Origin of the sequence: Bradyrhizobium sp. 149, from assembly GCF_023073915.1 — a bacterium.
Classification (GTDB): Bacteria; Pseudomonadota; Alphaproteobacteria; order Rhizobiales; family Xanthobacteraceae; genus Bradyrhizobium.
In genome coordinates, this window is record NZ_JADPKK010000020.1 from 135,001 (window position 1) to 149,492 (window position 14,492).

Annotated in this window: 7 protein-coding genes, 2 tRNA genes and 2 rRNA genes (1 of these 11 running past the window's edge); 3 read left to right on the top strand and 8 right to left on the bottom strand. The window is 61.0% G+C overall.

Annotation, left to right across the window (positions count from 1 at the left end; all coding sequences use genetic code 11):
- The 4 genes from IVA88_RS15660 to IVA88_RS15675 form a co-directional block, all read right to left on the bottom strand.
- Positions 1 to 961 (bottom strand): 23S ribosomal RNA (locus IVA88_RS15660) (it extends 1,912 nt beyond the left edge of the window).
- Between the two features lie 409 nt (positions 962 to 1,370).
- Positions 1,371 to 1,446, bottom strand: a tRNA-Ala gene (locus tag IVA88_RS15665).
- Between the two features lie 33 nt (positions 1,447 to 1,479).
- Positions 1,480 to 1,556 (bottom strand) — tRNA-Ile (locus IVA88_RS15670).
- A 188-nt stretch (positions 1,557 to 1,744) separates the two neighbouring features.
- A 16S ribosomal RNA gene (locus IVA88_RS15675) occupies positions 1,745 to 3,233 on the bottom strand.
- Together the 16S and 23S rRNA genes with 2 tRNA genes alongside form the textbook arrangement of a ribosomal RNA operon.
- A gap of 1,007 nt (positions 3,234 to 4,240) precedes the next feature.
- Between IVA88_RS15675 and IVA88_RS15680 the strand changes: the two genes are divergently transcribed.
- Together IVA88_RS15680 and IVA88_RS15685 are read left to right on the top strand one after the other, a co-directional pair.
- Positions 4,241 to 6,304 (top strand): M23 family metallopeptidase, encoded by a 2,064-nt coding sequence (locus tag IVA88_RS15680; RefSeq protein WP_247498137.1) that lies wholly within the window; start codon positions 4,241 to 4,243, stop codon positions 6,302 to 6,304.
- Between the two features lie 155 nt (positions 6,305 to 6,459).
- Positions 6,460 to 8,079, top strand: coding sequence for a hypothetical protein (locus tag IVA88_RS15685; RefSeq protein ID WP_247498138.1), 1,620 nt, complete (start codon positions 6,460 to 6,462; stop codon positions 8,077 to 8,079).
- Between the two features lie 130 nt (positions 8,080 to 8,209).
- Here IVA88_RS15685 and IVA88_RS15690 read toward each other — a convergent pair whose 3' ends face one another.
- From IVA88_RS15690 to clpB, 3 genes are all read right to left on the bottom strand, one after another.
- On the bottom strand, positions 8,210 to 8,467 hold the full coding sequence (locus IVA88_RS15690; protein WP_247498139.1) for a hypothetical protein: 258 nt from the start codon (positions 8,465 to 8,467) through the stop codon (positions 8,210 to 8,212).
- Between the two features lie 33 nt (positions 8,468 to 8,500).
- Entirely contained in the window at positions 8,501 to 9,424 is a 924-nt protein-coding gene (locus IVA88_RS15695; protein ID WP_247498140.1) for a hypothetical protein, read from the bottom strand.
- 308 nt (positions 9,425 to 9,732) lie between these two features.
- Entirely contained in the window at positions 9,733 to 12,384 is a 2,652-nt protein-coding gene (gene clpB, locus IVA88_RS15700; RefSeq protein ID WP_247498141.1) for an ATP-dependent chaperone ClpB, read from the bottom strand.
- A 256-nt stretch (positions 12,385 to 12,640) separates the two neighbouring features.
- Here clpB and IVA88_RS15705 point away from each other — a divergent pair, with 256 nt between their 5' ends.
- Positions 12,641 to 13,429, top strand: coding sequence for an MOSC domain-containing protein (locus IVA88_RS15705; RefSeq protein ID WP_247498142.1), 789 nt, complete (start codon positions 12,641 to 12,643; stop codon positions 13,427 to 13,429).
- A gap of 121 nt (positions 13,430 to 13,550) precedes the next feature.
- Here the strand turns inward: IVA88_RS15705 and IVA88_RS15710 are convergent, their stop codons facing one another.
- Complete coding sequence (locus tag IVA88_RS15710; RefSeq protein ID WP_247498143.1) at positions 13,551 to 14,450, bottom strand: TIGR02594 family protein; 900 nt, start codon at positions 14,448 to 14,450, stop codon at positions 13,551 to 13,553.
- Positions 14,451 to 14,492 lie beyond the last annotated feature (42 nt).

Consider the following 14,492-nt stretch of genomic DNA (forward strand, 5'->3'; position numbering starts at 1 on the left):
AGGTATTCATCCGAGGCGATACCTAAATATCTTTCGCGGAGAACCAGCTATTTCCCAGTTTGATTGGCCTTTCACCCCTAACCACAAGTCATCGGAGTCTTTTTCAACAGACACCCGTTCGGTCCTCCAGTGAGTGTTACCTCACCTTCAACCTGCTCATGGCTAGATCACTAGGTTTCGGGTCTAATACAACGAACTTGACGCCCTATTCAGACTCGCTTTCGCTACGCCTTCGCCTATCGGCTTAAGCTTGCTCGTTAAATTAAGTCGCTGGCCCATAATACAAAAGGTACGATGTCACCCAGAACGTATCTTGGGCTCCATCTGTTTGTAGGTGTCCGGTTTCAGGTCTATTTCACTCCCCTCGTCGGGGTGCTTTTCACCTTTCCCTCACGGTACTGGTTCACTATCGGTCGCTGAGGAGTACTTAGGCTTGGAGGGTGGTCCCCCCGCGTTCAGACAGGATTTCACGTGTCCCGCCTTACTCGTGGATACATCATCGCATTACTCGTACGGGGCTATCACCCTCTAAGGCCCAGCTTTCCTGACTGGTTCCGATTGTCTTTGATGTATCACTGGCCTGGTCCGCGTTCGCTCGCCACTACTAACGGAGTCTCTGTTGATGTCCTTTCCTCCAGGTACTTAGATGTTTCAGTTCCCTGGGTTTGCTTGAAACCTCCTATGTATTCAGAAGTCTCATACCTTCTCTTGATAACCGGAAATCCAAAACCTCTTCGATCGAAATCTAAAGGCTTAGGCATCTCACATTTCTGTTCGAACCCCACACCAATGTCTTTCGACAAAGGTCTTGGAGTTCCGGCTATCGAAGGTGGGTTTCCCCATTCGGAAATCCATGGATCAAAGCTTCTTCGCAGCTCCCCACGGCTTATCGCAGCGTAGCACGTCCTTCATCGCCTCTCAGCGCCAAGGCATCCACCGAACACCCTTAAGGCACTTGATTGCTCTCATTATCAATGTCCACACACTCGGCAGAATGTTGTCTGCAGAATTACCTTGCGGCACGCGCCCTCGATGAACGCTATCTGCAGCCGGACAATGATTAGAAAGACCAGCTTGCTTCGTAAGATCGTTCCGATAGCGAGGCGGTCAAGCTTCGCTAAAAGGATCATTTACAACTCGCTTGTCCTTCAGACGCAGCCTTGTGAGCTACCCTGGAAGACGCACGAGCGCCGAAATGATCCGGAGATAATGAAGTCTCGCACAGAAATGCTTCTGTACGATCCAACTCGGATCGATCTCCTCTTTACGATGTCAGAAATCCCGCAGCTTACTGTCCATCCGGACTAGTAAGTGCGAAGTGATGTTTCGCGGACGATCTAGATGCACGAGCAGTCGGTGATCAAACCATCTGGTGGAGCCAGACGGGATCGAACCGACGACCTCATGCTTGCAAAGCACGCGCTCTCCCAGCTGAGCTATGGCCCCGTAACCAGAAGACGAATGCTCACTCGATGAGTGTGGTGGGCCTGGGAAGACTTGAACTTCCGACCTCACGCTTATCAAGCGCGCGCTCTAACCAACTGAGCTACAAGCCCCTAACGCATATCCAGTCAAGGACCAGGGATTCTGCAAGATTGCAGCCCCAGCGCGTGTTCGTCCGCGAAGAAAGAGAAACGAAGACGGCGAAATCCCGCCAATGCAGCTCAACGATCCTGACGACCGTTGGCCACTGATGTTTCTAAAACAGTTCGATAGAAGCAAGCTTCTGAAGAACCATCCTTAGAAAGGAGGTGATCCAGCCGCAGGTTCCCCTACGGCTACCTTGTTACGACTTCACCCCAGTCGCTGACCCTACCGTGGCCGGCTGCCTCCCTTGCGGGTTAGCGCACCGTCTTCAGGTAAAACCAACTCCCATGGTGTGACGGGCGGTGTGTACAAGGCCCGGGAACGTATTCACCGTGGCGTGCTGATCCACGATTACTAGCGATTCCAACTTCATGGGCTCGAGTTGCAGAGCCCAATCCGAACTGAGACGGCTTTTTGAGATTTGCGAAGGGTTGCCCCTTAGCGTCCCATTGTCACCGCCATTGTAGCACGTGTGTAGCCCAGCCCGTAAGGGCCATGAGGACTTGACGTCATCCCCACCTTCCTCGCGGCTTATCACCGGCAGTCTCCCTAGAGTGCTCAACTAAATGGTAGCAACTAAGGACGGGGGTTGCGCTCGTTGCGGGACTTAACCCAACATCTCACGACACGAGCTGACGACAGCCATGCAGCACCTGTGCTCCAGGCTCCGAAGAGAAGGTCACATCTCTGCGACCGGTCCTGGACATGTCAAGGGCTGGTAAGGTTCTGCGCGTTGCGTCGAATTAAACCACATGCTCCACCGCTTGTGCGGGCCCCCGTCAATTCCTTTGAGTTTTAATCTTGCGACCGTACTCCCCAGGCGGAATGCTTAAAGCGTTAGCTGCGCCACTAGTGAGTAAACCCACTAACGGCTGGCATTCATCGTTTACGGCGTGGACTACCAGGGTATCTAATCCTGTTTGCTCCCCACGCTTTCGTGCCTCAGCGTCAGTATCGGGCCAGTGAGCCGCCTTCGCCACTGGTGTTCTTGCGAATATCTACGAATTTCACCTCTACACTCGCAGTTCCACTCACCTCTCCCGAACTCAAGATCTTCAGTATCAAAGGCAGTTCTGGAGTTGAGCTCCAGGATTTCACCCCTGACTTAAAGACCCGCCTACGCACCCTTTACGCCCAGTGATTCCGAGCAACGCTAGCCCCCTTCGTATTACCGCGGCTGCTGGCACGAAGTTAGCCGGGGCTTATTCTTGCGGTACCGTCATTATCTTCCCGCACAAAAGAGCTTTACAACCCTAGGGCCTTCATCACTCACGCGGCATGGCTGGATCAGGCTTGCGCCCATTGTCCAATATTCCCCACTGCTGCCTCCCGTAGGAGTTTGGGCCGTGTCTCAGTCCCAATGTGGCTGATCATCCTCTCAGACCAGCTACTGATCGTCGCCTTGGTGAGCCATTACCTCACCAACTAGCTAATCAGACGCGGGCCAATCTTTCGGCGATAAATCTTTCCCCGTAAGGGCTTATCCGGTATTAGCACAAGTTTCCCTGTGTTGTTCCGAACCAAAAGGTATGTTCCCACGCGTTACTCACCCGTCTGCCGCTGACGTATTGCTACGCCCGCTCGACTTGCATGTGTTAAGCCTGCCGCCAGCGTTCGCTCTGAGCCAGGATCAAACTCTCAAGTTGGACTTGAACTTTGAACCGGCTGATCACAACGTTTTGACGAGGTCCCACCATTTTTCATCAACCGAAGTCGATGAGCTGCCCGCGATTCACATCGCTGGCAACGATGGTGTAACCTTAAAACGTGTACCGCCGAAGTCTTTCGTCCGGTCCCGATCCAAAAAGCCGAAGCTCTTTAAATGCGAGACCCGCAAGGACTCCGCCGTCCACGTTTCTCTTTCTTCATCTTCACTTGTCAAACAGCCCGGGACCTAAGAGGCCCCAACCTTCCAGAGAGGAAGGGTTCCGACACCCTTACCGACGATGGATGAACTCCAATCGACTTACGTCGACTGTTGTGTCACTCAACAAGGTGAGGAGCATCAGTGGCGCGTTCGCTCGCCTTGGTCAGTGACCCGGCGGCGCCGCGCTCAGTGGTCGGGTTATAGGCCCCACCCATCGGGGTTGTCAACGACCATTGTCAGAAAATCGTCGCACGGTGGATCGTTTAGAAAAACGAAGCGATCCCAGATGGTTAGACGGCCTCTGAGCGCGCCGACCGAGCCGGGGCGGTGAAAAAACCCAAAAAAGTTTGGGTCCGAGGGGCTTCCGGAGGCGGCTTGCAGCGCCTCTCCGGGGAGGTCTCTCGCGCCCGGCCGTTCAGGAAACTTTTCCATATTAGGCGCCGTACTTGAGCCACAATCCCCCGGCGTTCTGGTACAGACAAAGCTTGAATCGCAGGGATGCCAGTGGGGGCTGCCGGCGGTTTTCGTGGGGTCAGAGGAAGGCGATCACGATGAAGCGGCCTTCTTCAGACATTCGAGACACATCGAGAGATCTTTTTCCGCTTAGCTGTTCGTAATTTCGGCCGGCCCGTCATCAGGGCCTTCTGACCGCGGACGCCTATGCGGCTTGCCCGTTCCAGCGACGCCCCTCCGAAGAGGGCGACGTAAGGAGGGGCTCGAAACCGGGCTGCTCGGAACGGGGCTGCTCGAAATCAGGCTCTTGGGTCGTTGATTGGGGGACTTGGGTTGAACCACAGGACGTCACGCGGCGCTTACGGGCGTGAGACCGGGATCATCGATCTCGGCCACGAGCCGCCGCTGTCCGTCGATGGTTCTGAAGCCGCCGTCATCGATCGCCGCCGCGTCTCGGTGCAATGGTTCAGCGGGACGATCTTGACCGGACTCTGCGGCGCAGCCCTGATCGGCGGCGCCGTTTTCGCTTCGCTCGACGGCGAGATGACGTTCGCCAAGGTGCCGGAGCGCGTCGAAGGCGCGCTGCGTGGCGCATTCGGCGCAGCTGACCGCGCCGCCACGCTGCACAAGAGCGACCGCCTGCCGCCGCCCAATGAATCCACGGCCTCGCGCAACATCGTGCGCGTCTCGACCGTCGCCCGTGTCGGCAACCGCGACGTGATGCGGGTGCGCCCCTTCATCCGGATCGCCGGCAATCTGTCGATGACGACGAGCGACCTGTCGGCCAAGATCCCGCCGTTCAACGCCCAGCGCCTTCTCACCGATGTCGGCTCCGATCCGAAGACGGCATCCGAGGATCCCAACAATCCCGAAGCGGTCGAACCCGACGCCGAGGTCTCCTTCGTCACCAAGGACCTCTCCCAGGTGCTGCCGAAGGCCAAGATTTCCGCAGTGGTGGCGCTCGACGACATCCTGATGCGGGTGCGCGATGCCGCGAACTGGCGCGGCAATGGCGGGGTGCGCTACGCCGCGCTCTCCAATGCCGCGGCCGACGTCTCCGGCGCGACCGGCCCGTCCGATATCAGAAGCGCCTACGCCACCGAAGTGTCTCCGTCCGATCCCTATGCCGGCTTCGAGACGCGTGTGGTGCCGGAAAACGTCACGCTGCTGCCGAAGACCAAGGAGCAGATCACCGGCGGCAATCCCAACGGCGAACGCGTCCACATCGTCAAGAAGGGCGACAGCGTCGCCGGCGTGCTGCGCGATCTCGGCGCCACCGCCGAGGAAATCAAGGCGATCACCGCGACGCTCGGGCCGCGCGGCCGCGACGGCGGTCTCAAGGAAGGCGAGAAGCTGCGCATCCTGATGGCGCCCGCAAGTCCCGGCGCCCGCCTGCAGCCCTACCGCGTCGTCATCGCCAACGAGACCATGGTCGAGGCGATCGCGGCGCTGTCCGATCTCGGCAAATACGTCGCGGTCGACGTCTCCAGCATGAACACCGTCGCGGACGCTGCGGCCAACGCCAACAGCGACGACGATGACGACGATGACGGCACCGGCGTGCGGCTCTACCAGAGCATCTACGAGACCGCGATGCGCAACAAAGTGCCGATGCCGGTCATCGACGACATGATCAAGATCTACTCCTACGACGTCGATTTCCAGCGCAAGGTGGCGCCGGGCGATTCATTCGACGTGTTCTACGCCGGCGAAGACGAGGGCGTGACCGCGAGCGAAAAGAACGACGTGCTGTTCGCGTCGCTCACACTCGGCGGCGAGACCAAGAAATACTACCGCTACCAGAGCCCCGACGACGGCGTCGTCGACTACTACGACGAGACCGGCAAGAGCGCGAAGAAGTTCCTGGTGCGCAAGCCCGTCAACAACGCCATCATGCGCTCCGGCTTCGGCGGCCGCCGCCACCCGATCCTCGGCTATGTGAAGATGCATACCGGCGTCGACTGGGCCACCACCTACGGCACGCCGATCTTCGCCTCCGGCAACGGCGTGATCGAGAAGGCCGGCCCAGAGGGCGGTTACGGCAAATACATCCGCATCAAGCACAACAACGGCTACGAGACCGCGTATGGCCACATGTCGGCCTTCGCCAAGGGCATGGAGCCCGGCAAGAAGGTGCGGCAGGGCCAGGTGATCGGCTTCGTCGGTTCGACCGGCGCGTCGACCGGCCCGCACGTCCACTATGAAATCCTGGTCAACGGCCGCTTCGTCGATCCGCTGCGGGTGAAATTGCCGCGCGGCCGTTCGCTGGAAGGCCCGATGCTGGCCGGCTTCGAGAAGGAGCGCGACCGGCTCGACGGCATGATGAGCGGCCGCGCCGGCGCCATCGCGAGGATGTCGGACGCCACCGGCGGCCCGTTGCAGGTCACCAACCGGTAGGCCGGGCGAACCGGCCGATATCGGCCGGACGTCTTCAAACCCGATCTGGATTTGACGTCGTCGCGCGAGGCTCGCTCGGCGCATCACAACGTCAAGTTTCGTTTGCCAAAGCGGTATGAGAGGCGAATACTTTCCAAAAAATGGGAGGTCTCGCCATGAAGAACAGGCTCGCCTGCGCAGCCTTCGTCGCTGCGATTGTCTCCGCCACCTGCGTTTCCGCCGAAAACTGGGAGGTCACCAGGCTCGTTCCGGGCTCGGCGTTCCACGGCGTGCACGGGCTTGCGGTCGACAAGGCCGGCCATCTGTTTGCCGGCAGCGTCGCGGGCGCGGCGCTCTACGAGGTCGACATCGCCGGCGGTACCGCAAAGGTTGGCATCCCCGCTCCGATCGGAATGGCCGACGACATCGCGTTCGCGCCCGACGGCACCATGGCCTGGACCGGTTTCCTGGCCGGCGATCTCTATTCGCGCAAGGGCGACGGCCCGATCAAGAAGCTCGCTTCCGGGCTAGCAGGCATCAATTCGCTCGCCTTCCGCAAGGACGGCAGGCTCTACGCCACCACCGTCTTCCTCGGCGACACGCTCTATGAGATCGACGTCGAGGGCGTCAAACCGCCGCGCCAGATCATGGAGAAGATGGGCGGCCTCAACGGCTTCGAGTTCGGCCCCGACGACAAGCTCTATGGTCCGCTCTGGTTCAAGGGACAGATCGCAAAGCTCGATGTCGACAAAGCCGAGCTGACCGTCGTCGCCGACGGCTTCAAGGTCCCGGCCGCGGTGAACTTCGATTCCAAGGGCAATCTCTGGGTGGTCGACACCGCGCTCGGCCAACTCATTCGGGTCGATCCCAAGTCGGGCACCAAGACCTTGGTCGCGCAATTGAAGGCGTCGCTGGACAATCTCGCGATCGACGACAAGGACCGCATCTACGTCTCCAACATGGCCGACAACGGCATCCAGGAGGTCGATCCGGCGACAGGCCAGGCGCGGCAGGTCATCATCGGCAAGCTCGCTTTGCCCGGCGGCATCGGCGTCACGTCAGAGAACGGCAAGGATACGATCCACGTCGCCGACGTGTTCGCCTATCGCACGGTGGACGGCGCGACCGGCGAGGTCACCGAGAAGGCGCGCATGCACGCCGCCGGCGTCACGCTCGAATATCCGATGAGCGCGACGGCGAAGGGCAACGACGTGATCATGTCGAGCTGGTTCACCGGCACGGTGCAGGTGATCGACGGCAAGACCGGCGCCACCCGCGACATGCTGCACGGCTTCAAGGCGCCGCATGACGCCATCGTGCTCGCGGATGGCAGCATCCTGGTGGCCGAGCTCGGCACAAAATCGCTGGTCCGCGTCAGCGGCGAGCACGGCAAGGACCGCACCACGCTGATCGGCGACCTCGAAGGTCCGGTCGGACTCGTCGGTGGATCGAGCGGCGAGGTCTATGTCACCGAAGCCTTTGCGGGCGTCGTGTCCAAGATCGAGACAAACGGAGAAAAGACCGTGCTCGTCAAGGAGCTGAAAATGCCGGAAGGCATCGCACGCACCAGCGACGGCAAGCTGATCGTGGCGGAGGTGGGCGCGAGGCGGTTGATCGAGATCGCACCGGAAACCGGCACGGTGACGGAGATCGCGGCCAACCTTCCGATCGGCCTGGTAGGCGCGCCCGGCGGCCTGCCGACGCATATTCCGACAGGCGTGGCGATCGGTGCGGGCGGTGTGATCTACTTCTCGTCGGATGTGGAGAATGCGATCTACAAGGTGGTGAAGAGATAATTCCCGGCGCGTTCCAATCAGCCACGGACTTGGCGAGCCCGCCCGCGGGAGGGCGCCAATAAGCGATGGCTCGGCCATCGTCCAGATCACGATCACGATCAGAACAGCGAGTAGCTAACTTCCGCGCCTGCTATGCAACCGCGTACGTGCCGTCGGCAGCTAGTGTCACCTCAATCGTATCATTGCCGGCCTCAATCGCGGTCTTCGCCGCAGTCTTGGCGGCGGACGCCGATGCTGGGTCAGGTACTGGTCCGCTATCGTCGAATTCCGTAGCGCCAGTATAAGTACCATTGCTATTCAGGGTTAGAGAGATTTTCATGGCTTCTTCGTTGATGTTGAACTCTACGAAGCTAATCGCATCTCGCCTGCTCGTTATGATCTCAGACATTACGCCCTCCAATATTGCTACTTCGCCGCTTGGCTAAAGTTTAAGGCAGACGACGACCTGGCGTCTAACCGGCCCGAGGCCGGAGCTCGTGAGGATGCCTCGCACGTTTGTGAACCCTTTGGGCAAGCAGGCGTTTGCTGCCGCGAGATTGGTGCGATTGATTGCTGAATTGCCTCCGCCTGGCCTTAGAAATGCGTCCAAAATTCTCGTGGACGAGTCCGGGCTATAAACTCCGCTTATTACAACTTCTTTCTGCAAGGCTGCTTGATCGGCTGCCTCTCCTGATTTTCCGAGAGCTTCAATCAATCCCGCGGTGAGCGTACCGGCCCGATAATAGTCTTCGAGATCGTGCAGGGCTGCCGAGAGCGGATAGGCTGCTGACGGCGCGTCGCGCAATGGGATAATGCGCTTGGCAATATCGTCCCGCTTGGCTCGCATATGTCCTTGAGCGATCTGGATCGTCTTTGCGATGACAACTTCGCTGTCGTAGAATCCACGAGCCGCGCTCACCCCGGAAGCGGCGCCTGCCAGAATTTGCGCGGAACGAAGAGGCGTCGTGAGCGAACTCGCGATCGTGAGGCTTTGCGCGACGACAGACGTGCCAAAGCCGAACTTCTGCCGCTCGTTCGTCAATGCCGTTTCATATTCGGAGTACTCAAGATCGATGATGTACATCCGTCGCGCAATAACTTCATTGCGATAGAATACCCGATCGCCTTCGGCCGTCGGACTATTCGAGTCTACAGAATAATAACGTTCGACCATTCCCTGGATGCGACGCTTGCCGTCGGCGCCTATGTCGCCGTCCAACCAAGCGCGCGCGAGGGATACTTCCTCTGCCGGGCTGTACAGTCTATCGGGCCCGCTATCCCAGGTTTTGCATCCCGACAAAGCGAGGCCAGCCACCATCAAGACGCTGAACGCCACAGGTCGACGCAACTGCCCCACGCCACGCATGGCACGCCCCCTTAACTCCCCGTTAAAGATTGTGGCGACGATGTGTCTAGTTGTTCAAGCAGATTCGCACAGCCAGAGCGCTAAAGCGCTCTCCGTGTCTCATTTGCACAACACTCTCCGTGCGTGCAGTGCGTCAAAATTGTAGATGGAGTGCATATGCCGGTAGGGCTGCACCGTAAACATTACACGAATCGCCAAAGCCACACTGCGCATGCGCAGTAAAGTTCGCCAAAACCCGCAAAACAAATCGCCCCGGAGAGGACGACCTCTCCGGGGCGCTTCATGCTTGGAGGCGCGAGCGCCGGCGCTCAGTTCAACTTCCGCTTCGACACCGGCGCCTCGAACTGGGCGATCTCCGCGGTCTGCGGTGCGTTGCCGTTGAAGGTCAGCACGTTGCCTTCGGACGAGATCGCAACACTGTCGCCGTCCTTGACGTCGCCGGCGAGGATCATCTCGGCGAGCGGATCCTGGACGTAACGCTGGATCACACGCTTCAGCGGCCGTGCGCCGTAGGCGGGATCCCAGCCCTTGGCGGCGAGCCAGTCGCGGCCCGCCGCGTCGAGCGTCAGCACGATCTTGCGATCCGTGAGGAGCTTCTGCAGCCGCGCGAACTGGATCTCGACGATCCGGCCCATCTCGCTCCTCTGCAAGCGATGGAACAGGATGATCTCATCGACGCGATTGAGGAATTCGGGGCGGAAATGCCCACGCACCATTCCCATCACCTGCTCGCGCACGGCCGAGGTGTCCTCGCCCTCCGGCTGGTTCACCAGAAACTCCGAACCAAGGTTCGAGGTCATGATGATCAGCGTGTTGCGGAAGTCGACGGTGCGGCCCTGGCCGTCGGTGAGGCGGCCGTCGTCGAGCACCTGCAACAGGACGTTGAAGACGTCAGGATGCGCCTTCTCGATCTCATCGAACAGCACCACCTGGTAGGGCCGGCGCCGCACGGCTTCGGTCAGCGCACCGCCCTCGTCATAGCCGACATAGCCCGGAGGCGCGCCGATCAGCCGGGAGACCGAGTGCTTCTCCATGTACTCGGACATGTCCAGGCGCACCATCGCGGTCTCGTCGTTGAAGAGATACTCGGCGAGCGCTTTCGTCAGCTCGGTCTTGCCGACGCCGGTGGGCCCCAGGAACATGAACGAGCCGGTCGGCCGATTGGGGTCCTGCAGCCCTGCGCGCGAACGGCGCACGGCGGTCGCGACCGCATGCACGGCTTCGGCCTGGCCGACGACACGCTTGCCGAGTGAGTCCTCCATCCTCAGGAGCTTGTCCTTCTCGCCTTCCAGCATCTTGTCGACGGGCACGCCGGTCCAGCGCGAGACCACCTGCGCGATGTGGTTGGCGGTAACAGCCTCCTCCATCATCTCGCCGGCGTTTTCCGTTGTATTTTCCTTGGCCTCGATTTCAGCAAGCTTCTTCTCAAGCTCGGGGATGCGGCCGTAAGCGAGCTCGCCGGCCTTCTGGAATTCGCCGCGCCGCTGCGCGTTGGCAAGATCGACCCGCAAGCCGTCGAGCTCGGCCTTCAGCTTCTGGGCGTCGGAGAGCTTGTTCTTCTCCGCGCTCCAGCGTGCGGTGAGCGCCGCGGACTTCTCCTCGAGGTCGGCCAGCTCCTTCTCCAGCGTCTGCAGGCGGCTCTTCGAACCGGCATCGCTCTCTTTCTTCAATGCTTCCTGTTCGATCTTCAGCCGGATGATTTCCCGATCCATCGAATCCAGCTCTTCCGGCTTGGAATCGACCTGCATCTTCAATCGCGCCGCCGCCTCGTCCATGAGGTCGATGGCCTTGTCCGGCAGGAAGCGGTCCGTGATGTAGCGGTTGGACAGCGTCGTGGCGGCCACCAGCGCGGAATCCGTGATCCGCACGCCATGGTGCTGCTCGTACTTGTCCTTCAGCCCCCGCAGAATCGAGATGGTATCCTCGATTGAGGGCTCGCTGACGAAGATCGGCTGGAAGCGCCGTGCCAGCGCCGCGTCCTTCTCGACGTGCTTCTGGTACTCGTCGAGCGTGGTGGCGCCGATGCAGTGCAGCTCACCCCGGGCGAGCGCAGGCTTGAGCAGGTTGGAGGCGTCCATCGCGCCATCGCCCTTGCCGGCGCCGATCAGCGTGTGCATCTCGTCGATGAACAGGACGAAATTGCCCTCGCTCCCGGTTACCTCCTGGAGCACGGCCTTCAGCCGCTCCTCGAACTCGCCGCGATATTTTGCGCCCGCGATCAGCGAACCGAGGTCGAGCGACAGCAGCTTCTTGTCCTTGAGGCTCTCCGGCACGTCGCCGTTGACGATGCGCAGCGCGAGGCCCTCGGCGATGGCGGTCTTGCCGACGCCGGGTTCGCCGATCAGGACCGGATTGTTCTTGGTCCGACGCGACAGCACCTGGATCGTGCGGCGGATCTCCTCGTCGCGGCCGATGACCGGGTCGAGCTTGCCGTCGCGCGCCGCCTGGGTCAGGTCGCGGGCATATTTCTTCAGCGCGTCATAGGCGTTCTCGGCGGTCGCGGAGTCGGCGGTCCGGCCCTTGCGCAGCGCTTCGATCGCCGCGTTGAGGTTTTGCGGGGTGACACCGCCCTTGGCCAGGATCGCGCCAGCCTCGCTGGTCTTCTCCAGCGCGAGGCCAAGCAACAGCCGCTCGACTGTGACAAAGCTGTCGCCGGCCTTCTCGCCAGCCTTTTCGGCGGCGTCGAAGGTGCGGGCAAGTTCGGGCGCTAGATAGATCTGACCGGCGCCGCCGCCAGAGACCTTCGGCACCTTGTTCAGGGCGTCCTCGGTCGCCTTCAGAATTGCGCGGGAATTGCCGCCGGCGCGATCGATCAGGCCGGCCGCAAGGCCTTCACTGTCATCCAGCAGCACTTTGAGGACGTGCAGGGTCGAAAACTGCTGGTGCCCTTCGCGCACCGCAAGCGACTGCGCGGACTGGACGAAGCCCCTGGAGCGTTCGGTATATTTGTCGATGTTCATGTCGTGGTCTTTCCCTCGGCCTGCCCCTGGAGCCCTCTAAGGCACTCCAACGGCATCTTCATTGGGTTTCCGATTACCGCATTGACGTTTCTCAACCGGTAACGGTCGCTATCAGCCGGCGCTGGCGCCGGCCTGACCCAGATGTGGGAGGCGCGGCCTCGGATCGGAAGAGGCGAGTTCACAATTTCGTGCGCGGATCCGCCCGCTTGGCGCCGGTAGGCCGAATCCCCTAAGTAGCGGCATGACATCCAGCGCAATGACAGCCAGCCAGACCGCCGAGATCACCGGCCTCTACCGTTATCCGATCAAGGGCCTGACGCCGGAGCCCCTGCCCCGCGTCTCGCTGCGGACCGGCCAGACCCTGCCCGCCGACCGCCGCTACGCCATCGAGAACGGCCCCAGCGGCTTTGATCCGGAAGAGCCGCAGTGGAAGCCGAAGATCCAGTTCCTGATGCTGGCGCGGAATGAGCGGCTGGCTTCCCTCGACAGCCGGTTCGAGGACGCGACCAACCGCCTCACCATCCGCAAGGACGGCCAGATCGTCGCCAGCGGCGATCTCGAGACCGCGGCCGGGCGCGCTGCCATCGAGGGCTATTTCAGCGAGAACTTTCAGCCGGAGCTGAAGGGCCCGCCCAAGGTCCTGTCCGGCCGAGACCACAGCTTTTCCGACGTCGCCCGCAAGGTCGTGTCCATCATCAATCTCGATAGCGTCCGCGCGCTCGAGACCATGCTCGGCGGCACCGCCGTCCACCCGCTGCGCTTCCGCGCCAATCTCTACGTGAAGGGCTGGCCTGCCTGGTCCGAGCTCGACCTCGTCGGCCAGACGCTCGCGATCGGACAGGCCCGGCTGCAGGTGGTCAAGCGCATCAAGCGCTGCCCGGCCACCAATGTCGACCCTGATACCGCCAGGCGTGATCTCGAAATTCCGGCCACGCTCTCAAGCAATCTCGGCCACATGGACTGCGGCATCTATGCCGAGGTGATCGCCGACGGCGACATCGGCGTCGGTGATGCGATCGCGGTGGAAGAGCCGAGATTGGTGTGACGCGGCGCCGTCTCAACCAACTCCGTCATTGCGAGCGCAGCGAAGCAATCCAGATATCTATCTGCTGAGACGGTCTGGATTGCTTCGTCGCTTCGCTCCTCGCAATGACGGGGCAGAAACCTCAATTCGGCATCACATACGCATAGATCCGGCCGCGCGAGATCGGCGCTTCGCGGACGCGGTTGCCGTTGTTGCCGGAGATCATGATCGGATTACCCTGCGCATCGATGCCGGTGATGATGCCGACATGGCCGCCCCGGCCGCCGCGCGACATGACCGCGATGGCGCCGACCTGAGGACCGGAGACACGCGTGCCGTAATGCGCGAACGAGTTCGCCATGTCGGAGCCGGTGCCACGGTGGCCGGTTTTCTCAAGCACCATGTTCATGAAGCGCGCGCACCACAGGCTGCCGCGGCCGGTCGGATTGCCGCCGACATAGCGGCGTGCCTCGGACACGAGACCCGACCCGCCGCCGAAGCTTCCGCCGCTCGTCGCGTTATTCGCCATGCCGCCGACATTCGCGTTAGTGGCCATCCCGCCGCCACGCCTCATGGTGATTCGACGGCTGGCGCGCGTGGTCATCCCACCGCTATCGCTCATCGCCATTCCACCGCTGCCGCGCACGGCTATTCCACCGCTGCCGCTCATGGCTATTCCACCGCTGCCGCTCATGGCTATTCCACCGCTGCCGCTCATGGCTATTCCACCGCTGCCGCTCATGGCCATTCCACCGCCGCCGTTCATGGCGATGCCGCCGCTATTGGCGTTCGGGTCATAGCTGGCGAAGCTGTTGCCGAAGCCGCTCGCCTGCAATTGCGCCGCGCCGCGCTCAAAGCGCGAGCTGCGTGCTTGATGCCGGTAATGATGATGTCGGCTGGCGTGATGCGCGTAAGCGTGCCGCTCTGCGCTATGACGATGAGGCCGTGCTGACGCCGGAGAGGTGAACGCAGCGACCGCCGCGAAGAAAACAGCCAGCGCGACGACACAACGCGACAGGCGAGACGCAAACAACTCGAACATTCTTCATCCTTCGTTGACACCCCACTTCCCCGTCGGCCCGTG

Excerpts from the sequence above, each read along its gene's own strand:
- IVA88_RS15695 (WP_247498140.1), bottom strand. The coding sequence starts at position 9,424 with ATGCGTGGCGTGGGGCAGTTGCGTCGACCTGTGGCGTTCAGCGTCTTG.
- IVA88_RS15705 (WP_247498142.1), top strand. The coding sequence starts at position 12,641 with ATGACAGCCAGCCAGACCGCCGAGATCACCGGCCTCTACCGTTATCCG.
- IVA88_RS15690 (WP_247498139.1), bottom strand. The coding sequence starts at position 8,467 with ATGTCTGAGATCATAACGAGCAGGCGAGATGCGATTAGCTTCGTAGAG.
- IVA88_RS15685 (WP_247498138.1), top strand. The coding sequence starts at position 6,460 with ATGAAGAACAGGCTCGCCTGCGCAGCCTTCGTCGCTGCGATTGTCTCC.
- IVA88_RS15710 (WP_247498143.1), bottom strand. The coding sequence starts at position 14,450 with ATGTTCGAGTTGTTTGCGTCTCGCCTGTCGCGTTGTGTCGTCGCGCTG.
- clpB (WP_247498141.1), bottom strand. The coding sequence starts at position 12,384 with ATGAACATCGACAAATATACCGAACGCTCCAGGGGCTTCGTCCAGTCC.